The organism is Streptomyces sp. MUSC 14, assembly GCF_001866675.1.
In the GTDB taxonomy this organism is placed as follows: Bacteria; Actinomycetota; Actinomycetes; order Streptomycetales; family Streptomycetaceae; genus Streptomyces.
The window spans coordinates 63,160-86,050 of the sequence record NZ_MLYN01000055.1 but is presented as its reverse complement, the minus strand read 5'-3'; the positions used below and the strand labels follow the sequence as shown (position 1 = coordinate 86,050).

At 73.3% G+C, this 22,891-nt stretch carries 20 protein-coding genes; 14 read left to right on the top strand and 6 right to left on the bottom strand.

Going from position 1 to position 22,891, the window contains the following annotated elements; genetic code table 11:
• The first annotated feature begins 97 nt into the window (after window positions 1-97).
• From BIV25_RS32685 to BIV25_RS32640, 10 genes are all read left to right on the top strand, one after another.
• A complete protein-coding gene (locus BIV25_RS32685; protein ID WP_071376100.1) occupies window positions 98-2,227 on the top strand; it encodes a hypothetical protein in 2,130 nt (709 codons plus the stop codon).
• A gap of 113 nt (window positions 2,228-2,340) precedes the next feature.
• Window positions 2,341-3,837 carry a GT4 family glycosyltransferase PelF gene (gene pelF / locus BIV25_RS32680; protein ID WP_071376099.1) on the top strand — a complete coding sequence of 499 codons (1,497 nt, stop codon included), beginning with the start codon at window positions 2,341-2,343 and terminating at the stop codon, window positions 3,835-3,837.
• Window positions 3,834-5,207: a hypothetical protein gene (locus BIV25_RS32675; RefSeq protein ID WP_071376098.1), complete on the top strand. Its 1,374-nt coding sequence runs from the start codon at window positions 3,834-3,836 to the stop codon at window positions 5,205-5,207. Before pelF ends, BIV25_RS32675 begins: the two co-directional genes overlap by 4 nt.
• A 30-nt stretch (window positions 5,208-5,237) precedes the next feature.
• Complete coding sequence (locus BIV25_RS32670) at window positions 5,238-6,239, top strand: GDP-mannose 4,6-dehydratase (RefSeq protein WP_071376097.1); 1,002 nt, start codon at window positions 5,238-5,240, stop codon at window positions 6,237-6,239.
• 40 nt (window positions 6,240-6,279) lie between these two features.
• Window positions 6,280-6,993 (top strand): nucleotidyltransferase family protein, encoded by a 714-nt coding sequence (locus tag BIV25_RS32665; RefSeq protein WP_071376096.1) that lies wholly within the window; start codon window positions 6,280-6,282, stop codon window positions 6,991-6,993.
• A gap of 7 nt (window positions 6,994-7,000) precedes the next feature.
• Window positions 7,001-7,906 carry an NAD(P)-dependent oxidoreductase gene (locus BIV25_RS32660; RefSeq protein ID WP_071376095.1) on the top strand — a complete coding sequence of 302 codons (906 nt, stop codon included), beginning with the start codon at window positions 7,001-7,003 and terminating at the stop codon, window positions 7,904-7,906.
• On the top strand, window positions 7,903-8,565 hold the full coding sequence (locus tag BIV25_RS32655) for a spherulation-specific family 4 protein (RefSeq protein ID WP_071376172.1): 663 nt from the start codon (window positions 7,903-7,905) through the stop codon (window positions 8,563-8,565). The genes BIV25_RS32660 and BIV25_RS32655 overlap by 4 nt, the downstream gene beginning before the upstream one ends.
• Window positions 8,566-8,628: 63 nt before the next feature.
• On the top strand, window positions 8,629-9,288 hold the full coding sequence (locus BIV25_RS32650; RefSeq protein ID WP_071376094.1) for a 1,4-alpha-glucan branching protein: 660 nt from the start codon (window positions 8,629-8,631) through the stop codon (window positions 9,286-9,288).
• Window positions 9,289-9,473: 185 nt separating this feature from the next.
• Window positions 9,474-11,333 (top strand): M1 family aminopeptidase, encoded by a 1,860-nt coding sequence (locus BIV25_RS32645; protein ID WP_071376093.1) that lies wholly within the window; start codon window positions 9,474-9,476, stop codon window positions 11,331-11,333.
• A gap of 197 nt (window positions 11,334-11,530) precedes the next feature.
• Complete coding sequence (locus BIV25_RS32640) at window positions 11,531-12,394, top strand: lysozyme (RefSeq protein ID WP_079177028.1); 864 nt, start codon at window positions 11,531-11,533, stop codon at window positions 12,392-12,394.
• 117 nt (window positions 12,395-12,511) lie between these two features.
• Here the strand turns inward: BIV25_RS32640 and BIV25_RS32635 are convergent, their stop codons facing one another.
• Window positions 12,512-12,847 carry a hypothetical protein gene (locus tag BIV25_RS32635; protein WP_071376092.1) on the bottom strand — a complete coding sequence of 112 codons (336 nt, stop codon included), beginning with the start codon at window positions 12,845-12,847 and terminating at the stop codon, window positions 12,512-12,514.
• Window positions 12,848-13,137: 290 nt separating this feature from the next.
• Between BIV25_RS32635 and BIV25_RS32630 the strand changes: the two genes are divergently transcribed.
• On the top strand, window positions 13,138-13,497 hold the full coding sequence (locus tag BIV25_RS32630; RefSeq protein ID WP_256256427.1) for a hypothetical protein: 360 nt from the start codon (window positions 13,138-13,140) through the stop codon (window positions 13,495-13,497).
• A 472-nt stretch (window positions 13,498-13,969) separates the two neighbouring features.
• Here BIV25_RS32630 and BIV25_RS32625 read toward each other — a convergent pair whose 3' ends face one another.
• Both BIV25_RS32625 and BIV25_RS32620 read right to left on the bottom strand, forming a co-directional pair.
• On the bottom strand, window positions 13,970-15,157 hold the full coding sequence (locus tag BIV25_RS32625) for an AI-2E family transporter (RefSeq protein WP_071376091.1): 1,188 nt from the start codon (window positions 15,155-15,157) through the stop codon (window positions 13,970-13,972).
• Window positions 15,158-15,260: 103 nt separating this feature from the next.
• Window positions 15,261-15,962 carry a nitroreductase gene (locus tag BIV25_RS32620; protein WP_071376090.1) on the bottom strand — a complete coding sequence of 234 codons (702 nt, stop codon included), beginning with the start codon at window positions 15,960-15,962 and terminating at the stop codon, window positions 15,261-15,263.
• An 830-nt stretch (window positions 15,963-16,792) separates the two neighbouring features.
• On the opposite strand from BIV25_RS32620, the gene BIV25_RS32610 reads away from it, so the two are divergent.
• A complete protein-coding gene (locus tag BIV25_RS32610) occupies window positions 16,793-17,002 on the top strand; it encodes an antitoxin (RefSeq protein ID WP_071376088.1) in 210 nt (69 codons plus the stop codon).
• 19 nt (window positions 17,003-17,021) lie between these two features.
• Here the strand turns inward: BIV25_RS32610 and BIV25_RS32605 are convergent, their stop codons facing one another.
• Complete coding sequence (locus BIV25_RS32605) at window positions 17,022-17,918, bottom strand: LysR family transcriptional regulator (RefSeq protein WP_071376087.1); 897 nt, start codon at window positions 17,916-17,918, stop codon at window positions 17,022-17,024.
• 78 nt (window positions 17,919-17,996) lie between these two features.
• Between BIV25_RS32605 and BIV25_RS32600 the strand changes: the two genes are divergently transcribed.
• A complete protein-coding gene (locus tag BIV25_RS32600) occupies window positions 17,997-18,347 on the top strand; it encodes a DoxX family protein (protein WP_071376086.1) in 351 nt (116 codons plus the stop codon).
• A gap of 9 nt (window positions 18,348-18,356) precedes the next feature.
• On the opposite strand, the gene BIV25_RS32595 is transcribed toward BIV25_RS32600, so the two are convergent.
• Window positions 18,357-19,571, bottom strand: coding sequence for a PP2C family protein-serine/threonine phosphatase (locus BIV25_RS32595; protein WP_256256420.1), 1,215 nt, complete (start codon window positions 19,569-19,571; stop codon window positions 18,357-18,359).
• On the bottom strand, window positions 19,568-20,656 hold the full coding sequence (locus BIV25_RS32590) for a hypothetical protein (protein ID WP_071376085.1): 1,089 nt from the start codon (window positions 20,654-20,656) through the stop codon (window positions 19,568-19,570). The genes BIV25_RS32595 and BIV25_RS32590 overlap by 4 nt, the downstream gene beginning before the upstream one ends.
• Before the next feature lie 364 nt (window positions 20,657-21,020).
• On the opposite strand from BIV25_RS32590, the gene BIV25_RS32585 reads away from it, so the two are divergent.
• Window positions 21,021-22,826, top strand: coding sequence for an alkaline phosphatase family protein (locus BIV25_RS32585; protein ID WP_071376084.1), 1,806 nt, complete (start codon window positions 21,021-21,023; stop codon window positions 22,824-22,826).
• Window positions 22,827-22,891 lie beyond the last annotated feature (65 nt).

The following is a 22,891-nucleotide window of genomic DNA, read 5'->3' as shown; positions in this document are numbered from 1 at the left end:
CGACCGGCTTCTGAGGGGGATGCCGGCGTCACGCAAGGGGGTGGGTCCGCTCTGCGGAGCCGTGCTCGCCCCTGCCCGGGGGAGGGGACTTCACCGCATGAAGCGCACCATCCGCACCACCGCTCTGACGGTGGGCGCGCTGATCGCCGCGCTCGGCCTCCAGGCCGGCCCGGCGCAGGCCGACACCACCGCGCCGCGCATCGATCTCAGAGTCCTGGTGGTGAGCGACGGTGGTCCGGCCACCGACGCCATCGCCGCCGAACTCGACTCCACCGGAACGCCGTACACCACGGTCGACCTGACCAGCGCCACCCGGCAGGTCATCGACGCCGGCTTCCTCGCCGACACCGTCGACGGCCGGCCCCGGGCCAAGTTCCAGGCCGTCGTCCTGCCCGACGACAACCCGTTCGCCGCCGGCAGCACCGAGATGGCCGCCCTCGCCTCCTACGAGCAGACCTACGCGATCCCGCAGGTCGACGCCTACACCTACGCCCGGCCCCAGGCGGGCCTCAACGTCCCGACCTCCGGCGGCTACTCCGGCAGCATCGACGGCGTGCAGGCTTCGGTCACCGACGCGGGCCGGGCAGGGCCGTTCGGCTACCTCAAGGGCGCGGTGCCGTTCGAGGACAACTCGCCCTCCGTGAGCGAGAGTTACGCCTACCTGTCGACGCCCGCACCCGGCGCCGACTTCACCCCGTACGTCCAGGCCCCCATCCCCGGCACCGGCACCCAGGGCTCGCTGATCGGCGAGTACCGGCACGACGGGCGCCGGGAGCTGGTCGTCACCTTCGTCTACAACCAGTACCAGGAGCAGTTCCGGCTGCTGTCCCGCGGCATCGTGGAATGGATGACCGGCGGGGTGCACCTCGGCGCCTCCCGGAACTACTTCGCCGTGCACGTGGACGACGTGTTCCTCTCCGACGACCGCTGGGACACGCAGCTCAACTGCACACCCGGCGACGTCGACTGCACCAACCAGTCCGGCACGCCCAACCCGATCCGCATGACGGCGGCCGACGTCGACTACGCCACCGCCTGGGAGCAGAGCCGCCACTTTACCCTCGACCTGGTCTTCAACGGCTCCGGCAGCGTCGACCAGCGCGCGGACGACAACGGCGTCGACCAGCTCGCCGACCGGCTCATCGCCGACCGGAACCAGTTCCGCTGGGTCAACCACACCTACACGCACGCCTTCCTCGGCTGCGAGCAGAACACCACCGTCGTGCCGTGGACGTGCGCGACGAACCCCGACGGCAGCACCCGGTGGGTCAGCCGCCAGACCATCGACGACGAGATCGCGGGCAACCGCGCCTGGGCCCAGGCCGCCGGACTCCCGCTCGACAACGGCGAGTTGGTCACCGGCGAGCACTCCGGACTGCGCATCCTGCCGCAGCAGCCCGACGACAACCCAGACCTGGCGCCCGCGCTCGCCGACAGCGGTGTGCGGTGGCTCGCCTCTGACGCCTCCCGCGACCCCGGCCAGCGCCAGGTCGGACCGGCCGTCACCGTCCCCCGCCATCCGATGAACGTCTTCTACAACGCGGGCCACGCCGCCGAAGAGGTCGACGAGTACAACTGGCTCTACACCAGCCGCGCCCAGGGCGGCAGCGGCCTGTGCGAGGACGACCCGGCGACCACCACCTGTCTGCCGGCCCCGCTGGACACCGGCACCGGCTACCAGGACCACATCGTGCCGCTGGAGACCCGCATCGCCCTCGGTCACGTGCTGTCCAACGACCCCGAGCCGCACTTCATCCACCAGTCCAACCTCGCCGAGGACCGCATCGCCTACCCGGTCCTGAACGGCGTACTGGACGGCTGCGACGCCCTGTTCGCGGACAACACCCCGCTGGTGAACCTGCGGATGAAGGACATCGGCGCCGAACTCCAGCGCCGGTCCGCCTGGAAGAGTGCCCTCGACGCCGGGCAGGTCACCGCCTACCGCATCGGCGGCGCCGTCACCGTACAGGCGCCGAACGGCACCGACGTCACCGCGACCCTGCCCACCGGTACGACCGTCGGCACCGGCGCCTTCGGCACCGCCTACGCCGGCGAGGTGTCCGGCTGGACGCCCTCCGCCGGTACCGCGCTCACCTTCACCCTGCCGTCGTCCGCCGCCGCCCCGGCCCACACCGCGCACTCCGGCGCACGGCCCACCGCTCCGGCGCCGCGCACCAGGGTTCCGGCCGGCCTGAACCGGCAGGTCCCCGCCGCACCGAAGAGCTGAACGGCACACCGCGCAGAGGGCCGGTCCGGCGACAGCCGCCGGACCAGCCCGGGTCCCGGCCGCCCGCAGGGACCCGCACGACCACCCCACACCTCGGCCGTGGAGCACAGTCGATGCACGTTCAGCACGGCGCGCGCCGCCCCGGCGCGGCGCGCGTCACCCTGCTCACCGAAGGCACCTACCCGCACAGTCACGGCGGCGTCAGCGTCTGGTGCGACCAGCTCGTCCAGGGCATGCCCGACCTCGACTTCGACGTCATCGCCGTCACCGGCACCGGCCGCGAGCCCGTCGTCTGGGACCTGCCCGCCCAGGTCCGCCAGGTGCGCTCCGTCCCCATGTGGGGCGCCCCGCCCCAGGGCCGCCCGCCCCGGGGCCGCGCCCTGCGCCGGCTCGCCGCCGCCCACGAACGCCTCCTGACCGCACTGCTCGACCCGCACGCCGAGGACCAGTTCGGGCCCGCGCTGTACGCCATGGCCCGGGCCGCGGCCGACGGCACGCTGAGCCCGTTCCTGCGTGGCGACCGTGCCGTGAGCGTCCTCGCCGCGGTGTGGAACCGGCCCGGCCTCGCCGTCCGCGAGGCCCGGCCCACCCTGCACGACGCGGTCACCGCCACCGCCCTGCTCGAACACGCCCTGCGCCCGCTCGCCGCACCACCGCCCGCGCACGGCGTGGCCCACGCGGTCAGCGGCGGGGTCGCCGTCCTGCCCGGCCTCGCCGCACTGGCACGGGACGACGTCCCGCTGCTGCTCACCGAGCACGGCGTCTATCTGCGCGAGCGCTACCTCGGCTACCGCACCGCCCCCTACCGCTGGCCGGTCAAGGCCGTCGTCCTCGGCTTCTTCCGGCTGCTCGCCGAGGAGAGCTACCGCCGGGCCGCACTGATCACCCCGGGCAACCGCTACAACCGGCTCTGGGAGGAGCGGGGCGGCGCCGATCCGCAGGCCATCCGCACCGTCTACAACGGCGTGGACCCCGCCGCCTTCCCACCGGCCGGACCCGAGCCCGGCGTCCCGACCCTGAGCTGGGCCGGCCGGGTGGACCCCATCAAGGACCTGGAGACCCTGATACGGGCCTTCGCCCTGGTCCGGGCCGAGATGCCCGAGGCCCGGCTGCGGCTGTTCGGCGGCACACCGCGCGGCGGCGAGCCGTACCGGGGACGCTGCGAGGCACTCGCGGCCGGCCTGGGGCACGCGGACGCCGTCACCTTCGAGGGCCGGGTCGACGACATCAAGGACGCCTACGCGGCCGGGAACGTCGTGATGCTCTCCAGCATCAGCGAGGGCTTTCCGTTCACCCTCATCGAAGCCATGTCCTGCGGCCGGGCGACCGTCTCCACCGACGTCGGCGGGGTACGCGAGGCCGTCGGCGACACCGGGCTCGTCGTCCCGCCGCGCGACCCCGCCCGGATGGCCGCCGCGGCCCTGGAACTCCTGGGCGACCCCGAGCGGCGCGGACGGATGGGAGAGGCGGCCCGACTGCGGGTGATCGAGCAGTTCACCCTGCGCCGGACCATCGACACCTTTCGCGCCATATACCTCGAACTACCTACACGGGAAAGGCCGTTGCCCGCAGAGCCGATACCGGCCCGCACGGGGAGCCTGGCCGGATGAGCGGACCCATGGCCCTCGGACCCGACGGCACCGGCCAGGACACCCTCGTCCTGCGGCTGGCCGGCACCGCCGCCCGCCCCCGCGACCCGCACCCGCCCGCGCGGGACGCCGTCAGCCGGCTCGCCGCCGACCTCGCCGACCGCATCGGCCCCGCCGTCCACCCCTACGAGGTGGCTGCCCTGCTGGAGGCCGAGGGCCTGACCGGCGACCAGATCACACACCAGTACGGCCACCCGGACCTCTTCTCCCTCGCCGCCGCCCTCTACGACCAGGTGCCCCGCACCTTCCCCGAACCCGAGCGGCCCGCCGACCCCTGGCGCCCCGACCACCTGCGCTGCCTGCTGCGCGGACTGCTGTTCGCCCTGCCGGGACTGGCCTATCCGCTCACCGCGCCCCTGTGGCACCCCGGCCGGCACACCGCCGCGCTCGTCGTCGCGGGCCTGGCGTCCTGGGCCTGGGGGCAGGCGCTCGGCCACCGGGCGTACGTCCGGATGGCGACCGGCCGCCGCGAGGCGGCCCGCACCCTGCTCACCGGCGCACCCCTGGGCGCAGCGTGCGCCACGGCCACCGCCGTCCCGCTCACCGGCGGCCACCCGGCGCCGCTCCTCGCGACGGCCGCCCAGTCGCTGTACCTCGCGGCGGCGGGCGTCCTGCTGGTGCTGGCCCGGGAACGCCACCTGCTCGCCGCACTCACCCCGCTCGTCGCGGGCGCCGCCGTGCTGCCCTGGTGGGAGCCCGGCAGGACGCTGCGCCTCGCCCTGCCCCTGCTCGCGCTGCTGGCCGCACTCGTGGTGACCGCCCACGCCCTGCGCACCGCCCACGGGGCGCCCGCCGCCCCCGACGCCCCACGGCCCCGGCTGCTCGCCTCCCTGCCGTACGGGCTGTTCGGGCTGGCCGCGGGTGTGCTCGTACTGCTCGAAGGACGGCAGGCGCCGTACGCGCTGATCGCGCTCACCCTGAGCATGGGGCCCGCCGAATGGCTGCTGTACCGCTACCGGGGCCTCGCCGTCGCGGCCCTGCGCGCCACCGCCACGCCGGCCGGGTTCCTGCTGCGCTCGGCCGGCGTCCTCGCCCTGTGCCTGCTCGGCTATCTCCTGCCGCTGCTGCCCGCCGCCCGGCTCACCGGTGCCGCACCGGCCCCGCTGCTCCTGATCGCGGCCACCCTGTGGACCGCCCTGCTCCTCCAGGCGTTCGGCGCCGCCTGGCCGCCGGCCGCCGTGTCCCTGGCCGCCGCGGCGGGCGCCGGTGCGGTGACGCTGCTGCACCTGCCACCGGGCCCGGCCGCCCTCCCGCTGTGCTGCGGCGCCGCGGCCCTGTGTCTCGCCGGGTACGCCCTGCGGCTGCTCGGCCGCCCCGCCCGGCACGCCTGACACCGTCAACTCTCCTGAAAGGCTGACCAGTTGACCTCCGCACCGCTCGCCGCAGTCACCGGAGCCGAGGGCTTCATCGGCTCCCACCTCACCGAGGCCCTCGTCGCCCGCGGGCACCGGGTCAGAGCCATGGCCCAGTACAACTCCTTCTCCTCCTACGGCTGGCTGGAGACCCTCGCCCCGGACGTCCTCGACCACGTCGACATCGTCCTCGGCGACGTCCGGGACCCCGGCTCGGTCCGCGCCCTGCTCGAAGGGGCCGACGCCGCCTACCACCTGGCCGCGCTGATCGCGATCCCGTACTCCTACCGGGCCCCGCACAGCTACGTCGAGACCAACGTCACCGGCACCCTCAACGTCCTGGAGGCCGTACGGGCACTCGGCACACCCCGGCTCGTGCACACCTCCACCAGCGAGACCTACGGCACCGCGCAGACCGTGCCCATCACCGAGGACCACCCCATCAACACCCAGTCCCCGTACGCCGCTTCGAAGGCCGGCGGGGACCGGCTGGCGGACAGCTACCACGCGAGCTTCGGCACGCCGGTCGTGACGCTGCGGCCGTTCAACACCTTCGGGCCGCGCCAGTCGATGCGCGCGGTCATCCCTGCCGTGATCGGCCAGGTCGCGGCGGGGGAACGGACCATCACCCTCGGCGATCTGCGGCCCACCCGCGACTTCACCTTCGTCGAGGACACCGCCCAGGCCTTCCTCGCCGTCGGCACCGCCGCCGCCGAGCAGGTCGTCGGCCGGACCTTCAACGCCGGTACGGGCGGCGAGATCTCCGTCGGCGACCTGGTCGCGCTCATCGGCAAGGTCATGGACACCGCCCTCGACGTGCGCGCCGACCCGGCCCGCATCCGCCCCGCGCACTCCGAGGTGATGCGGCTGGTCGCCGACGCCGGACGGCTCACCCGGGCCACCGGCTGGCAGCCGGCCCACACCCTGGAGCAGGGGCTCGCGCACACCGTGGAGTTCTTCCGCGACCCGGCCAACCTGGCCCGCTACAAGACCGGCATCTACAACATCTGACCCGTCCGGCACGTCACGTCCGCTTCGAAGGAGAAGCCCCATGCACGCAGTGATCCTGGCCGGAGGCAAGGGCGTCCGGCTGCGGCCCTACACCACCGCACTGCCCAAGCCGCTCGTCCCGATCGGCGACCAGCATGCCATCCTGGAGATCGTGCTGCGCCAGCTCTCGGCGGCCGGCTTCACCCGCTGCACCCTCGCGATCGGCCACCTCGGCGAGATCATCCGGGCATACGTCGGCGACGGCTCCCAGTGGGGCATGGCCGTCGACTACGCCACCGAGGAGAGCCCGCTCGGCACCCTCGGCCCACTGCTCCACCTCAGAGAACGGCTGCCCGACACCTTCCTGGTGATGAACGGCGACGTCCTCACCGACCTCGACTTCGCCGACGTCCTGCGCCGGCACGGCGCGTCCGGGGCGCCGCTGACCATCGCCACGTACGCCCGCAAGGTGCACATCGACTTCGGCGTCCTCACCACCGACGCGAGCAAGGTCGTCGCGTTCACCGAGAAGCCCAGCATGGACTACCGCGTCTCCATGGGCGTCTACGGCCTCAGCCGCACCACCCTCGACGGCTACACGGCGGGCCTGCCGCTCGGCTTCGACGAACTCGTCCTCGATCTCCTGCGCGGCCAGAACCCGCCGCACGCCTACGAGTTCGAGGGCTACTGGCTGGACATCGGCCGCCCGGACGACTACGACCGGGCCAACGCCGAGTTCACCAGCCGCAAGTCCCTGCTGCTCAAGGGAGCCTGAGTACCGCATGCGCATTCTCGTCCTGGGCGGCACCGGATACCTGGGCCGCCACGTGGCCGCGCGACTGGGCACCCTGCCCGGCGCGCGGCTGCTCGCAGTCGGCCGCTCCCGCGACGCCGACTACGGCATCGACCTCGCCGCCGACCCGCCCGAACGGCTCGCGAAGACCCTCGCGGCGGCAGCGCCCGACGCCGTGGTCAACTGCGCGGGCGCCACCGGCGGCGACCCGGTGACCCTGGCCGAGGCCAACGCCCGTGGCCCGGCCGCGCTGTGTGCCGCACTGCGCGAGGCGGCACCCACCGCGCGCCTGGTGCATCTGGGCTCGGCCGCCGAGTACGGGCCGGGGACCATGGGCACCCCGGTCACCGAGTCGGCGCCGGCCTGCCCGGTCACCCCCTACGGCGCCACCAAGCTCGCGGGCACCGTCGCCGTCACCACCTCCGCGCTGGACGCGGTGGTGCTCCGCGTAGGCAACCCGGTGGGCCCCGGCGCGCCGGTGGCGAGCCTGCCCGGCCGGACGGTCTCGCTGCTCCGCTCGGCCGGGCGGAGCCCCGAGGCGGTGCTGCGGCTCGGCGACCTGTCCGCCCACCGTGACTTCGTGGACGTACGCGACGTCGCCCGGGCCGTCGCCCTCGCCGTCACCACGCCCGGCCCCCTGCCGCCCCTGCTCAATGTCGGCGGCGGATCAGCCCTACCCGTACGGGAGTTGGTAATCGGTCTGATCGAACGATCCGTGTTTCAGGGGAAGTTGGATGAGGGCGTGAACGGATCGGCGCGCTCCGCCCCGGTGTCCTGGCAGTGCTCCGACATCGGCGCCGCCGAGCGTGCCCTCGGCTGGCGCCCCCTCCACGGCCTGACCGACGCCCTCGACGCGCTGTGGGCGGCCACGGCGGACAGCGGACCGGTGCCATGAGCCTGCTGATCCCGCTGTACGTGCACCCGGCCGAGGACCCCGGCGCCTGGCACCGGCTGATCGCCGCGGCCGCCCGCACCTACGCGGTCGTCCTCAACCCGGCCGACGGGCCGGGGGCCGCCCCGGACCCCGCGTTCACGGTCGTCGCCGGGTCCCTGCGGGCGGCCGGCGCCCGGCTGCTCGGGTACGTCGACACCGACTACGGCGTCCGGGACCGGGACCGGATCACCGAGGACGTGCGCCGGCACCTGGCCTGGTACGCCGCCGACGGCTGCTTCCTCGACCGGGTGACCGCCGTCCGCGAGGGCCTGCCCGCCTGCCGCCGGCTGGTGCGGGAGATCCGGCGGCTGGGCGCGACCACCGTCGTCCTGAACCCGGGCGTCCACCCGGCCTCCGGCTACACCCGCCTCGCCGACCTCACCGTCACCTTCGAAGGACACTGGTCCACCTACGTCGGGGCGTTCACCCGGCCGGCCTGGACGGGCCGCCGGCCGCCGCAGCGGTTCTGTCATCTCGTCTACGGCGTCCCCGAGTCCCTCGTCCCGCTCGCCGTACGGACCGCGCACGAACGCGGCGCGGCGGTGTGCGGACCGGTGACGGGCGAACTTCCCAATCCCTGGTCGGGGTTGACGCCGGCGTTGGCAGAGCCCGGGGGGTGACCTGCGGGAACGATGTGCGAAGCTGCGAGGGACAGCGACCGCGCGACGGAGGAGAGGCGCCTCATGGCCATCATCCACCACACCACGCTCAAGCCCACGAAGCTGGAGCTGCTCACCGACTGGCTGCCCTCCCGCCCCTGGTACCGCGGCGGTCCGGGTGCCCCGGTGCTGACCAGGTCCGGCGGCTTCCGGCTGGACGACCCGGAGGGCGCGGTCGGCATCGAGTTCATGGTGGCCACGGACACCTCCACCCCCGAACCGACCGCCTACCTCGTCCCGTTGTCGTACCGCGGCGCACCGCTGGCGGGCGCGGAGCACGCGCTCGTCGGCACGATGGAGCACGGTGTGCTGGGCAGGCGCTGGGCCTACGACGGCTGCCACGACCCGGTGCTGGCCGCCGAGCTCCTGAAGCTCATCGACGGCCGGGCCCAGGCGCAGGCCCAGAGTATCGACGACACCCCCGACCACGAGGTGGCCCGGTCCCGCACCGGAGCCCCCTTCGCTCTGGACGGCTTCACGCCCGCCCCGGTCGACGACGAGCGCGGCACCCGCCTGCCCGCGCCGCACGGCACGGTCCTCCAGGTGCACCGGGTCCTGACCCCCGTCCCGCAGGAGCGCCCGCCGCTGCCCCCCGAGGACGCCCTCGGCCATGTGGCCCGTGGCTGGCAGGCGCCGGACGGCACCCGGCTGTCGGCGCTGTTCGTGACGGTGCGCACGGCCTGATCCGGGACGTCCCGACGCCACCCGGCCCCGCCTTCTGGCATGGTCGGGTCAAATCTGACAGTCTTTTGGCGGTTCGACGCTTCGACAGTTCGAGGGTTCGCCCCTCCGCGGCCGCGCCGGCGCACCCCAGCCGGCCGGCCGCCATCGAGCAGGCCGGGATCCCGGCCGCCGCAAAGGAGTAGCGTGTGAGACCGACCCCCCACAAGGCCCTCGGCGCCGGTGCGCTCGCCGTCGCCGCGCTGGCCGTCTTCGTCCTCCCCGCAAGCCCCGCCGCCGCAGCCCAGCCGGCCCCGCACCGGGCCGCCGCCTGCACTCCGGCACAGGTGGTCGGCAACGGCGGCTTCGAGAACGGCACATCGTCGTGGACGGCGTCCCCGGCCGGCACGATCACCAGCCGCTCCGGCCAGACCGCCCACGGCGGCAGCTCCTACGCCTGGCTGGACGGCACCGGCAGCACCCGCACCGACAGCCTGAGCCAACGCGTCACCGTCCCGGCCGGGTGCGACAAGGCCACCCTCACCTTCTGGCTGCACATCGACACCGCCGAGACCACGTCGTCCGTCGCCTACGACAAGCTGACGGCCAGGATCGGCGGCACGACGCTGGCCACGTACTCGAACCTCGACAAGAACACCGGGTACGTGAAGAAGTCGATCGACGTGTCGGCGTACGCCGGGCAGACCGTCACCCTCTCCTTCACCGGCACCGAGGACTCCAGCCTCCAGACCAGCTTCGTGCTGGACGACGTCGCGCTCGACACCTCCGGCGGCACCGCGCCGCCGGGCGACTCCACCCGCACCCCGGCCGCGCCGTCGTACACCGTGAACCTCAGCAGCGACACGACCGGCACCCAGTGGACCGGGCACGAGAGCGTGACCTTCACCAACGCCTCGGCCACCGCGCTGAACGAGGTCTACCTGCGCCTGTGGGACAACTACCACGGCACGTGCGACGCCATGCCGATCCAGGTCACGGGCGTCACCGGCGGCACCGCGCAGGCGCCCACCGTGGGCTGCACCGCCCTCAAGGTCGACCTGCCGGCCCCCCTCGCCCAGGGCCGGAGCGCCACCATCGGCTTCGACCTCGGCATCACGGTGCCCAGCGGCGCCGACCGCTTCGGCCACGACGGCGCCTACAGCTTCATCGGCAACGCCCTGCCCGTCCTCGCCGTCCGCGACAGCTCCGGCTGGCACCTGGATCCGTACACGAACAACGGCGAGTCCTTCTACTCCCTGGCCGCCGACTTCAAGGTGACCCTGGACCACCCCAGCGGCCTGCTGGTCCCGGCCACCGGCACGTCCACCGACACCCCCGGCGCGGGCGGCCGTACGGTGACGACGGCGACGGCGTCCGCGGTGCGTGACTTCGCCTGGGCCGCCGGACCCTTCACCAGGATCTCCGGCACCTCGAACGCGGGTGTCGCGGTGAACGTCTACTCCGTCTCGGGTATCAGCTCCGCCGACGCCCAGTCCATGCTCGGCACCGCGAAGAGCGCCGTGGACGCCCACGCGGGCCGATTCGGCGCCTACCCCTACGGCGAGCTGGACGCCGTGCTCGACAACAACTACTGGTTCGGCGGCATGGAGTATCCGGGGTTCGTCCTGGACGTGGTCAGCAGCACCGCGCTCACCCATGAGATCGGGCACCAGTGGTGGTACGGCATCGTCGGCGACGACGAGTACAACAGTCCCTGGCTGGACGAGGCGTTCACCGACTACGCCACCGACCTCGCCCTCGGCAAGACCGGCAGCAACTGCTGGAACAGCGTCTCCTGGGCCTCGTCCGACGAGAAGATCACCAACTCCATGGCCTACTGGGACGCGCACTCCTCGCGCTACTCCACCGTCGTCTACGGCTACGGCAAGTGCGCCCTGCACGACCTGCGCCGCGTCCTCGGCGACACCGCGATGACGAAGCTGCTCAAGGACTACGCGAGCGCGCACTGGTACGGCGTGTCGACCACGGCCGAGTTCAAGGCGGCGGCCCAGGCGGCCACCAGCACCGACCTGACGTCCTTCTGGACGCAGCACCGCATCGACGGCTGACGACGGCTCGACGGCCGACGGCAGCCGGCGACGGCCGGCCGTGACCGGTCCCGCGGCGAGCGGTCGCGGAGGCAGCTCGGGCCACCTCCGCGACCGCCCGCCGTACGACCGTCGGGCCACCCGTATGGACCAAGCAAGGCCCGGGATGGCCGTGTTGGGCGGCTTCCGGCGTGCGGGGCCGCCCGACTGCGTGTCAGATGACAGACGTGCGAACCTCCATCCTCTTCCAGCGCAGCCTGACCCGTCCGGCCCTAGCAGGGGCCCTGACCGGCCTTCTCCTGTGTGCGTCCGTCCCATCGGCGCTGTCCGCGCCGGCCCCCTACGTGCCGCCGCGCGGCACCGCGTACATGGGCATGGGCGTCCTCGCCCACGACGGCAGCACCCCCGACGCAGGCGACGGCAACACGGACGACTCGTCGTCCGTGCCCCGCGCGACCCAGACCGAGGGGGTGGACGTCTCCAGCTACCAGGGCAACGTGGCCTGGTCCACCCTGTGGAGTGGCGGGGTCAGATGGGCGTACACCAAGGCCACCGAGGGGACGAGCTACCGGAACCCCTCCTTCACCCAGCAGTACAACGGTCCGTACAGCACCGGCATGATCCGGGGCGCGTACCACTTCGCGACCCCGGACTCCTCCGGCGGCGCCGCTCAGGCCGACTACTTCATCGGCCACGGCGGCGGCTGGTCCAAGGACGGCAAGACCCTGCCCGGCGCGCTCGACATCGAGTGGAACCCGTACGGCGACGACTGCTACGGCAAGTCCAAGAGCGCGATGGTCAGTTGGATCCGCGACTTCCTGAACCGGTACAAGTCCCGCACGGGACGCCACGCCGTCATCTACACGGCGACCAACTGGTGGACCGAGTGCACCGGGAACTACGGCGGCTTCGCGGCGAACAACCCGCTGTGGATCGCCCGATACGCGTCGAGCGCCGGAACGCTGCCCGCGGGCTGGAAGACACACACGATGTGGCAGTACACCTCGACCGGGAAGACCGTCGGGGACCGCGACCGGTTCAACGGCTCCACCGACCGGGTGAAGGTCCTCGCGAAGGGGTGAGCGGACTCTGACACCGAACTGACCGCATTCTCATGGCTGTTGCCGCTGCGGGGGCGGGTCGGACCCACCCCCGCCACGGCACGGTCCGCCGAACCGTGATCAGGCGGATCGGTCGGATCAGGAGAAGACGACCGAGCGGAGCTTGAGACGGTCGCCCAGGACCTTGCCGGGGTTCATGACGTAGTAGGTGTCGCCTTCGCAGTCCGGGTCGAGGAAGACGATGGCGGTGGCGTCCGTCCGGTTCTTCGGCGCGTAGCCGGGCTCCCCGGCCGTCCCGGGGAGGTTGAGGCACTCCCCGCTCGGCGGGTCGGTCAGGTTCTCGACGTGCCGGGCGCCGTCGAGGCCGGTGTACGAGTACTGGAAGGATCCGGTCGCCGCGAAGGCCGACGTCGGCAGGGTCACGATCAGAGCCAGGGAGCCGACGGCGCAGGCCAGGGCGGTACGAAGGCGCATGTACGCGGTCCTTTCGGGGGTGACGACAACGTGATCGTCACTGCCCCTCGCCGTGCCCGATATGCGCGCCTCATTCGGATGGGGGAATTCCCGGATCCGGGTCCGACGCGGCGCGGGTCTGCTCTCCCTGCCCGGAACCGCCCTCGCCATGGCGGTCGTCCCGGCCGTGCGAGCCGCCCGCGTCGACTGGGCCTGCGGGCCGGGGCTGAGCCTGATCGTCATGGTGTCCGTGCCGGGCGGCACCGGCTCACCGTACGCGGACCGGACCGTACGCTCGGTGTGCGGAGCGCATGCAGATCCTTCAGCTGCTGGTCTCCCCGGCGCACCGCTCGCGGACCGGCCCGGCGACGGACCGCCCGAGCTGCCGCCGGGCGACCTGTGACGACAGCCGAGGTGCGCGCACGGCCGGGCCTCTCGTCGACCGGTACGTCAACCACCCGGCCCACCGCAACGCCTCGATCACCCTCACGGCCACCGAACGGATCCCCCGACTCGGGCCGTACGAGCCGGACTTGCTCCGCACCCGGCGCAACATCCTGCTGCGCGGTGTCGACATCGACGCCTGCGGCGGCGCGACCGTCGTCCTCGCCGCGGCGGCGGACCCGTGGGACTGGCGGTGTGCAGCGCGGCCCGGCCCCGTGCCTGGATGAACACCGCCCTCGGCCCCGGTGTCCAGCGTGCCCTGCGCGGCGATGGGGAGTGCGCTGCCGCCCGCTCACCGACGGCACCCTGTCCGTCGGCCAGGCCGTGTTCGAGGTGCGCGAACCAGCGCCGGCCAGGAACCGCCCGCTGCGCGCGTAGCTGTGCGACAACACGACGGCGGCGCCGCCTCCTTGGGACGAGGAGACGGCGCCGCGCTTCTTCACACGCCTCGTGGCGTCAGACCAGCCACCCGACGAAGTGGGCGAGTCCGGCGAGGATGTCGGTGAGAAGGTTCATGGTCGTACTGCTCCTTGCGGTGTTTCCGAAAGTGGGACCTGTGCGTCGACCACGGTCTGCAGCCCGTCGTTCGCACACCGTAAGTATGGTTGTGTCACTGCCGCTCCGGCGATCTCCTGAGCGACGATCACCTGTTCCAGCGAACAACTGATCCCGTGTTCGATCGCCGGTACATCCCGTGCGTCACGGGCGGGCCGGGCCGGGCGGCGGCACCGCGCGCAGCGCCCGCAGTACCGCCCAGACGACCGAGACCAGCGGGACGGCCACGACCGCGCCGATCACTCCCGCGACGATGCTCCCCGCGATGACCGACACGGCGACGACCAGCGGATGCAGCCGGACCGCCCAGCTCATCACGAGCGGATGCAGCACATGCCCCTCCAGCTGGCCGATCACCACGATCAGTGCCAGGACGGCCGCGGCCGTGAGCGGTCCGCGTCCCGCGAGCGCGACGACCGTGGCGACGGCCAGCGCCACCGGCGACCCGACCAGCGGCACGAACGCGGCGAAGAACTCCAGCAGGGTGAGCGGCAGCGCCAGCGGCACCCGCAGCACGAGCAGTGCGATCCCGACGAGTACGGCGTTGGTGGCGGCCACGATGATGATGCCGCGCGTGTATCCCGCGAAGGCCCGCCAGGCCGCCCGCCCCGCCCGGTCCCAGGCGGGGCGGGCGGCGCTCGGCAGCAGCTCGTCCCGCATCCAGCCCCAGAGGTGCTCGCCGGAGTGGATGAAGAACACCGAGGCGAACAGCGCGAGCGCGCCCCCGGTGACCACCTCCACCGCCCGGGTCAGCCCGCTGACGGCGTTGCTGAACAGGGCCGAGCGGTGGGTGGAGAGGTAGTGCGTCACCTGGCTCTGCACATCGGACAGCCGGCCGGGACTCAGCCGGAACGGCGGCCGCCGCAACCACTGCTCGATCCGGTGCACACCGCCCCGGAACTCGCCCGCCAGCCGCCCCGACTCGCCCGCCACCGCGTTGCCCACCAGGGCGAGCAGCGCCAGCAGGACCAGTGTGCTGCCCACCAGCGCGACGGCGACGGCCAGCGGACGCGGCAGCACCCGGTCGAGCAGATCCGTCAGCGGGCGCAGTACCGAGGTCACGATCAGTGCGAGGAAGAGGGCCACCGCGATGAGCTCGAAGCTGCCGAGGACGCTGAAGACGCCGTAGACGACGATGCCGACGAGGATGAGCCGCCAGGCGTAGGCCGCGGCGACCCGCAGCCACGGCACGGTCCACTCGGCCACCGGCTCCGGCCGGGAGCGCACGGAGGCCGGCAGGCGCACCGTGTATCCGGGCCGGCTGCCCAGCACGCTCCCCGCCCGCCGCCGTCCGCCCGGCTGTGCCGCCCGCCGGCCCGCATCGCCCTCCACCGCTCACGACTCCTCTCCGTCACCTGTGCTGACGGTCGGTCACATTGAGGGAAACCGTAAGCTCCGGGCGGGGGCGCGGCTCGTGCAACGCGCCCGCGCGTACTCAGGAGCGGGCCCGGCGAGCGGGCGGCGCCGGCCCGTCGTCGTCCAGGAACGTCACCGTCTGCGCGAGCGGAGCCCGGTCGATGCGGGCGTACGGCACCGACGCGTCCTCGTGGCCGATCGACAGGCCCGCGAACAGGATCAGGTCCTCCGCCGGCGCGACGACCTCGGCGACCGTGCGGTGGTACACCGACCAGGCCATCTGCGCACAGCTGTGCAGCCCCTCGGCCCGCAGCAACACCATCACCGTCTGGAGATACATCCCGAGGTCGGCCCACTGCGGCGCGCCCATGACGCGGTCGATGTAGCACAGCAGGAGACAAGGGGCGCCGAAACAGCGCCAGTTGGCGGCGACCGCCGCCCGGCGGGCCGCCGCGTCCTCGCGCCGGATCCCGAGCGCCCCGAAACGCTGGGCGGCCGCCTCCGACCGGCGCTGCCTGTACGGCGCCTTCGGGTCCGGCGGATACATCCGGTACGCGCGCTCGTCACCGGGATCACCGGCGGCGACCCGCTCGGCGGTGCGTTTCCGCAGCTCCGCCAGCGGGGCACCGGTGAGCACGTAGACGTGCCACGGCTGGAGGTTGCCGCCCGAGGGCGAGCGCGCGGCGGCGGCCAGGACCCGTTCCAGCACCGCACGCGGAACCGGCTCGTCCGTGAAGGCCCGCACCGCCCGTCGGCTCGTCACCGCCTCGTACACATCCACGCCTACGGCCTCCCGCCCGGTCCGCTCTCCGTCCTCCGCTCCACTGACGGATACCGGGCGACGGATGTGACCGGGGGGAGTTCAGGCGGCCTTGACCTGCTGGTTACCGGCCGGGGGAGATCGGCCCGCCGCCGCAGCCGGTGGGCCACCGCGCCTGGGTCCACGCGGCCGGTGCCGGCGGCGGCCCGGACAGCGGCGATCAGGCCCGCTGCGTCGAAGACCCCGGCGGCACGGGCCGGCACGCTGTCCACGGCGTACCGCTTCTCGTGGCCCCGGACGAATCCGGCGGCCGAGTCCAGGGGGGGCGCCGTCCGCGGCGGCCGCGCCCCTGACCCGGCGGCGCGCAGCGCGACCCAGGCCGCCGTGACCTCTCTTCCCTGAGTTTCCCGCAGCTCTCCGGCCTTCGCCCAGGGCCGCCCGCGCGCTGCTGCTCGGCGCCGCGGCCGGACTGGCCCTGCCCGGTACCGCCCCGGCGCGCAGGGTACGGTCTCGATGCCCTTGGGCTCCGGTGGCAACCACAGCACCAGCTGGAGCAACACCGGCGACTTCACGTACTGCTTGATCCTCGCGGCCGAGGGCTACCGGAGCAGCGGCAACTCCAGCGTCACGAGATCTCCCGCCCCCAGCAGTCGATCGCGGCGGCCGGCGGCGCGCGGGCATGATCCACCGCGGACCCCAACACGCCGCCCAGGACTCCCGGTTGCTCCCGGTGCGCCGCCTCCGATGCCTCGAACGCCGCCCGAGGCCGCCTTTCCCGGCCCCGGGCGCGTGGGATCATGGTCCGGGTCCGTCCAGGCGGCCGGGGACATCCTGAGCGAGGGGAACCGCACATGTTCGACTTCGACGACCTGAAGAAGCTCAAGGACAAGGTCGAGGACATCGCCGAGGAGCACGGCGACAAGATCGCCGGTGGTCTGGAGAAGGTCGGTGACTTCATCGACGACCGCACCGACGGCCGGCACAGCGACAAGATCGACACGGCCGTCGACAAGGCGCAGGGCCTCGTGGAGAAGCTGGGCGAGAACGGCAGGAAGCACTGACTCCCGCTCGCCGCACGGTTCATGGTGTGCGCGCGAGGTCGAGGCAGCAGCGCACGAAGTCCCGTACGACCGGATTCCGGGCGTCGGCCGGCGCCCAGGCCACGCCCACCCGGGTCGGACTCACCCCCGTGACCGGCCGGTAGACCACGCCGGGGCGGGCGTAGAAGCGCGCGGCGGACTCGGGCGCGAGGGCGATGCCGTAGCCGCTCGCGATGGCGCTCAGCCAGTCGTCGGGCTGCTCGGTGACCGCGCCGATCCGGACCGGCCGGCCCTCCCGTTCACCGGCGGCCAGCCAGTGGTCGCGCCATGCCCCGGTCTGCTCCGGAGCGGCGACGAACGGCTCGTCCCACAGTTCCCGGAAGGCGATCTCGCGGCGCCCTGCCAGCGGATGCCCGCTCGGCAGCGCCACCCAGCGCGCCTCACGGAAGAGCACCTCCACGCGCAGCGCGTCCTGGCCCGGGAACGGCAGCCGGAGCAGTGCCGCGTCCACCTCGCCGTCGGCCAGCCCCGCGCTCGGGTTCGTCCAGGACGCCTGCCGCAGCTCGGCCCGCCAGCCGGGCCGCCGGCGGGCGAACTCGGCGACGACGTCCTGGGTCGCCTCGTTGGCCGCGCTGGCCACGAAACCGACCCGCAGCACCCGCGCGGACTGTCGGCCGGCCGCCCGCGCGGCCCGCAGGGCGCCGTCCCAGGAGGCGAGCAACTGCGGGGTGCGGCTGGCCAGTTCACGCCCCGCGTCGGTCAGTGCCATCCCGGCGTGGGAGCGGTCGAAGAGCCGCACGCCGAGCTGGTTCTCCAGCTGCCGGATCTGCTTGGTCAGCGCCGGCTGGGACACGAACACGCGCTCGGCGGCACGGGTGAGGCTGCCCTCCTCGGCGACCACGAGGAACGAGCGCAGCAGACGCGTGTCGATGTCCATTCCCGCAGATTAGCCATTCCTGTGAGTTATAGATGCTGGTATTGGACGGCATGGCGAGCGTCCGGTGAGGGTGGAGACATGGACATCACCGATGTGACCCTCACCTGCGCGGCCGTGCTGGCCAACGCGGGCATCGCCGCCGCCGACGTCGTGCGGGCGCCGTTCGTGCTCGCCAACTCGGCCGAGGTCGGCGTACCGCGCACCTGGCTCCCCGTGCTCGCCGCGCTGAAGGCGGCCGGAGCGGCCGGGCTGCTCCTCGGGCTGCTCGGGGCGCGCCCCCTGGGGATCGCCGCCGGTGCCGGTCTCGTGCTCTTCTACGTCGGGGCGGTGATCGCCCACGTCAGGGCGCGGGTGTTGCGCACGATCGCCTTCCCTGGGCTGTTCCTCGCCCTGGCCGCAGGCGCCCTGGCAGCTGCTGTGAGCCGCTGACCGGCGCCGTCACGGCAGGCGTTCCAGGGCCACCAGGGCCGCGTCGTCGCCGAGGTCGCCGTCGACGTGGTGCAGGAGGTCACGGCGCAGGGCGGCCACCATCGCCTCCAGCGGCCGGCCCGCGTGCGCGCGCACCCGGGCGGCCAGATCGTGGAAGCGGCCCCGGCGGTCGCGGCCCTCGATGAAGCCGTCGGTGTACAGGACGAGACGGTCACCCGGGCCGAACGGTACGTCCTGTGCGGTGAGCGGGGTGTCCAGCAGATCGCCGAGTCCGAGCGGCGCTCCCGGCTGTTCGGGCGCGCAGGGGCGCACCTCGCCCCCGCGCACGACGTAGGGCTCGGGGTGGCCGCAGTGCACGACGCGGGCCACGGCCTCGCCGGGCGGGAACTCCACCAGCAGCGCCGTCGCGAACCGCTCCGTGAACAGGGCGCCCGGCTCGGGGTCGCCGGACGGTTCCGGGTCCGGTGCGCCGTCCAGCGCGGCGATGTGCCGACGGGCGCGGGCGTCCAGTTGCTCCGCCGCTCGCGTCAACGACGGTTCGCGGTAGGCGAGTTCGCGGAAGGCGCTGAGCAGGGTCGAGGTGGCGCCGACGGCCGGCAGCCCCTTGCCGCGCACGTCGCCGATCAGGACGCGGGTGCCGTACGGGGTGCGCAGGGCCTCGTAGAAGTCGCCGCCGATCCGGGCCTCCGACTCCGCCGGCAGGTACACCCCGGACAGCGCGAGCGAGTCGATCCGCCGGGGGAGCGGATGCATCAGGGCGCGCTGCGCGGTCTCGGCGACGGAGCGCACCTGGCGCAGCTGCCGCTCCCGGCGCTGCCGCAGCGTGCACGCGGCCAGCGAGGTGAGTCCGACGACGACCAGGCTGGCGAGGGCGACGACCGCGTCCGGATGTCCGAGGCTGCCCGCCTCCCACTGGAGCAGCACCGTGATCACGAGCACGGCGCACGCGAGCGTCGCCGTGGCCCGCCGGGAGAGCAGTACGGCCGCCAGCACGGGGACCGCGGCGAGTACGGGCGCGACGTGCAGCCAGTCCGGGGTGAGCACGTCGATGACCGTGACGACCGCCATGAGCAGCACCGGAGCGGGGACGAGGAGCCCGCGCGGGCGGAACCGGCGGGGCCAGGGCGTCGGGATGGCCCGGGGCGGGCGCTGTGCGACGCCTCCGGTGGTGGTTTCCCGCAGGTCGGCGGGGTGGTCCGGGGCGTGATGGGTGGGATGGGTCATCGTCGTGGGGTGTGCCGTAGCGGGTGGAGGATCCGGAGGGTCCGGGCGGTGGGGGCCGGCGCCGGTTCGGACAGGGAGTTCAGGGCCGACTCCAGGGGCCGTAGGAGGCGCTGGTCCGTACCCGCCGCGGGCGGGTGGTCGCGGGCCGGGGTGCCGAGCCGGGCGAGGGCGTGCCGGGCGGCGGGCAGCGCGGGGTGCGGCCGGCCGCCACGGCAGGAGTAGGCGCACAGGGCGGTCGTCCGCAGCAGGCGCGCGTACGGCCGCGAGAAGCCACGGTCGTCGGCGGCGCCGGACTCCGTGTCGAGGAGCCGGCCCGTCGTCGTCACCTGCCCGGCGACGCCGGTGAGTGTGCTCAGTACCCGGTCGTCCAGGTGCCAGCGGCGGCGCCGGGCGGTCGGCCGCAGGTTCCAGCGCATGCTCTCGTGCGCCTCGTCCACGGCGGTGCGGGCCCGGCCGAGTACCGTGTCGAGATCGTCCTCCCAGGACGCTCCGAGCACGTTCCGCGGCTGTTCGCGCCGTACGACCGCGTCGGCCAGGCCGTCGAGGTGCCGGGCGACCAGCAGCCGCAGGTCCTCCAGCGCCCGCTCGGCGGACCGCACGCGCACGGCGGGGAGGAGCAGCGCGCTGCAGCCCAGGCCGAAGGCGATGCCGACCGCGATCTCCGCGAGGTGGGTGATCAGCTCGCCGGGGTGGCGGCCGTGCACCAGGGCGAACGTGAGCACGGCGGTCATCGGGACGTGCACGCCGTGATGGCCGAGGAACCCGTGCCGGGCCAGCAGTGCGGAGGCGAAGACGACGAGTGCGAGTCCGGCCATGCCGGGTCCGGCGTACAGCGCCCCGGGCACCGCCAGGAGGACGCCGAGCAGGCATCCGGCGGCGTAGCGCCCGGCGGCACCGACCGTCGCCACCACCGTCGTCTCGACCACGAGCAGGGCCGCGACGGCGCCCGCGTACGGGGCGGAGACGTGGAGCAGCGTCACACAGGTCTGCCAGGTCAGCCCGGCCGCGACGGTCGCCCGCGCGGCCTCGGCGGCACCGGCCCGGCGGATCCGGGAGATGAGGGCGGACAGCTGCGCGCGGTGCATGGCGGGGCCGTCTCCTTTCGGCATCGGGTGTCGGCAGGGGGCTCTGCCGGAAGGGTGCCGGGCTGCCCAGGATAAACGGACAAACGGGGCGTACCGCAAATAAGGATTATGTAGGGATCCTTATTCAAACCTCAACGAAATGGCCGATGTTCGCGGCCGGCGCGGCGCGCGCGAATCGCGCGCGCCGGCCCGTCCGTGACCGGGGGATTCCGCCCGCCCGCCCTGAACTTGTCTGGTCAAGTTTGGTCGTGGTTCTTCCGCTCGACAGCGGCGGCCACTACTCATGTCCCGTTCGATGCGCACAGTCAGGCCGTGCGGCGACAGCAGTGCACGGCATTCTCACGAACGGGACGAGGTATTACGCATGCGACTGCGCTGGAGATCCCTCGGCGGGCTGCTCGCCCTCCTCGGCGCACTGATCGTCGCCGCCCCCGCACCCGCGCAGGCGGCCGGGAACAGCGGCAACCTCATCGTCAACGGCGATGCGGAGAGCGGTGGTTACTGCACCGGTGACTGGTCGGCCGCCACCACGGTGCCCGGCTGGACCACCGAGGCGGGCAGCCCCGACGTCATGTGCCACTCGGTCGCCTCCTTCGGCCTGCCCGGTGACGGCCAGGCACCCGGCAAGGCCTTCTTCGGTCCGGGCAACTTCGGCGACGGGGCGATGACCCAGACCGTCGACGTCCACTCGGCCGCCTCGGCCATCGACGCGGGCGGGGTGCACTACGACCTGTCCGGCTGGCTCGGCGGCTGGACCACCTACGGCGGGTACGTCGCGGTGAGCCTGCACTTCCACGACGGCGCCGGTCACCCCCTCGGCACCCCCGCCGAGCTGCCGACGGTCTCCGCCTCCGACCGCGGCCTCGCCACCGAGTTCCTCGCCCGCTCCGCCACGGGCGCGGTCCCCGCCGGCACCCGCTCCGTGCAGGTGGAGGTGCAGTTCCTGGCGACGTCCCACGAGACCGGCTACCTCGACAACCTCTCCCTCACGCTGGACACCCCGGTCGCCGCGCCCGCCCCGCTCGCGCCGCCCGTCTCCAAGGTCCCGGGCTACGACCACGTGTTCACGGTCATGATGGAGAACACCGACTACTCCGAGGTCATGAACGACCCGGCGGACACGCCGTACATGCACAGCCTCATGGCCCAGGGCGCCACGCTCACCGACCACCACGCCGTCTACCACCCGAGCGACGAGAACTACCTCGCCGTCGCCGGCGGCGACACCTATGCCAAGGGCGCCACGTACTTCCCGAACATCAACTCCCCCCAGCGCAACCTCGGCGACACCGTCGAGGCGGCCGGCAAGACCTGGAAGGCCTACGAGCAGGGCATGGGCACACCCTGCAACACCAAGAACAACAACGACAGTTACTACGAGCCCGACGACGCGCCCTTCATCAACTACACCGACATCAGCGGCAACGCGTCGCGCTGCGCGGCCCACCTGTTCGACACCACGCAGCTGACCACCGACCTGAAGTCCGCCGCCACCACGCCGAACTTCTCCTGGATAGCCGCCGACGACTACTACGACGGCGAGGCCTCCGGCAACGGCAGCGCCACCAGCCTGAAGACCCAGGACGGCTGGCTCAAGCAGACCCTCGCCCCGGTCCTCGCCTCCCCGGCCTGGACCCAGGACCGCTCGCTGCTCATCCTGACCTGGGACGAGAGCCAGAACGAGGGCTACGACCACGTGGCCACCACGCTCGTCGGCTCCCAGGGCACGGTCCCGGCCGGCACCAGCAGCCCCGCCCACTACGACCACTACGGCATCGCCCGCACCATCGAGGCCGCTCTCGGCCTGCCCGGCCTGACGGCCAACGACACCTACGCCACCCCGCTCAACGCCGCGTTCGCCCCGTCCACCGCGACCACGCCGACGCTCACCGCCGGTCTGAACGCGGTCACGTCCGGCGGCAACGTCACCTTCCGTTACGCGGTGCCGTCGTCGGCCCAGGCGAACGCCAAGAACTGGATCGGCGTCTACCCGGCGGGCGTGACCCCGGGCACGCAGTCGTCGCGCACCTGGGCCTACGCCCCGAACGCCAGTGGCGCCCTGACCTTCTCCACCGGCTCGTTCGGCGGCGCCGGGACGTACGACGTGTACTACCTCGCCGACGACGGCTACACGGTCCTCGCCGGACCGTTCACCGTGACCGTCGGCTGACCCGGCCGCGCCGCACCGGGCGCGCACCGCTCCCCGGCCCGTCCGGTGCGCGGTGCGCGCCCCTC

Bases quoted from the DNA above. Each gene is read 5' to 3' on its own strand.
- BIV25_RS32685 (WP_071376100.1), top strand. From the start codon at position 98: ATGAAGCGCACCATCCGCACCACCGCTCTGACGGTGGGCGCGCTGATC.
- pelF (WP_071376099.1), top strand. From the start codon at position 2,341: ATGCACGTTCAGCACGGCGCGCGCCGCCCCGGCGCGGCGCGCGTCACC.
- BIV25_RS32675 (WP_071376098.1), top strand. From the start codon at position 3,834: ATGAGCGGACCCATGGCCCTCGGACCCGACGGCACCGGCCAGGACACC.
- BIV25_RS32665 (WP_071376096.1), top strand. From the start codon at position 6,280: ATGCACGCAGTGATCCTGGCCGGAGGCAAGGGCGTCCGGCTGCGGCCC.
- BIV25_RS32660 (WP_071376095.1), top strand. From the start codon at position 7,001: ATGCGCATTCTCGTCCTGGGCGGCACCGGATACCTGGGCCGCCACGTG.
- BIV25_RS32655 (WP_071376172.1), top strand. From the start codon at position 7,903: ATGAGCCTGCTGATCCCGCTGTACGTGCACCCGGCCGAGGACCCCGGC.
- BIV25_RS32650 (WP_071376094.1), top strand. From the start codon at position 8,629: ATGGCCATCATCCACCACACCACGCTCAAGCCCACGAAGCTGGAGCTG.
- BIV25_RS32640 (WP_079177028.1), top strand. From the start codon at position 11,531: ATGACAGACGTGCGAACCTCCATCCTCTTCCAGCGCAGCCTGACCCGT.
- BIV25_RS32635 (WP_071376092.1), bottom strand. From the start codon at position 12,847: ATGCGCCTTCGTACCGCCCTGGCCTGCGCCGTCGGCTCCCTGGCTCTG.
- BIV25_RS32630 (WP_256256427.1), top strand. From the start codon at position 13,138: ATGCAGATCCTTCAGCTGCTGGTCTCCCCGGCGCACCGCTCGCGGACC.
- BIV25_RS32610 (WP_071376088.1), top strand. From the start codon at position 16,793: ATGTTCGACTTCGACGACCTGAAGAAGCTCAAGGACAAGGTCGAGGAC.
- BIV25_RS32605 (WP_071376087.1), bottom strand. From the start codon at position 17,918: ATGGACATCGACACGCGTCTGCTGCGCTCGTTCCTCGTGGTCGCCGAG.
- BIV25_RS32600 (WP_071376086.1), top strand. From the start codon at position 17,997: ATGGACATCACCGATGTGACCCTCACCTGCGCGGCCGTGCTGGCCAAC.
- BIV25_RS32595 (WP_256256420.1), bottom strand. From the start codon at position 19,571: ATGACCCATCCCACCCATCACGCCCCGGACCACCCCGCCGACCTGCGG.
- BIV25_RS32590 (WP_071376085.1), bottom strand. From the start codon at position 20,656: ATGCACCGCGCGCAGCTGTCCGCCCTCATCTCCCGGATCCGCCGGGCC.
- BIV25_RS32585 (WP_071376084.1), top strand. From the start codon at position 21,021: ATGCGACTGCGCTGGAGATCCCTCGGCGGGCTGCTCGCCCTCCTCGGC.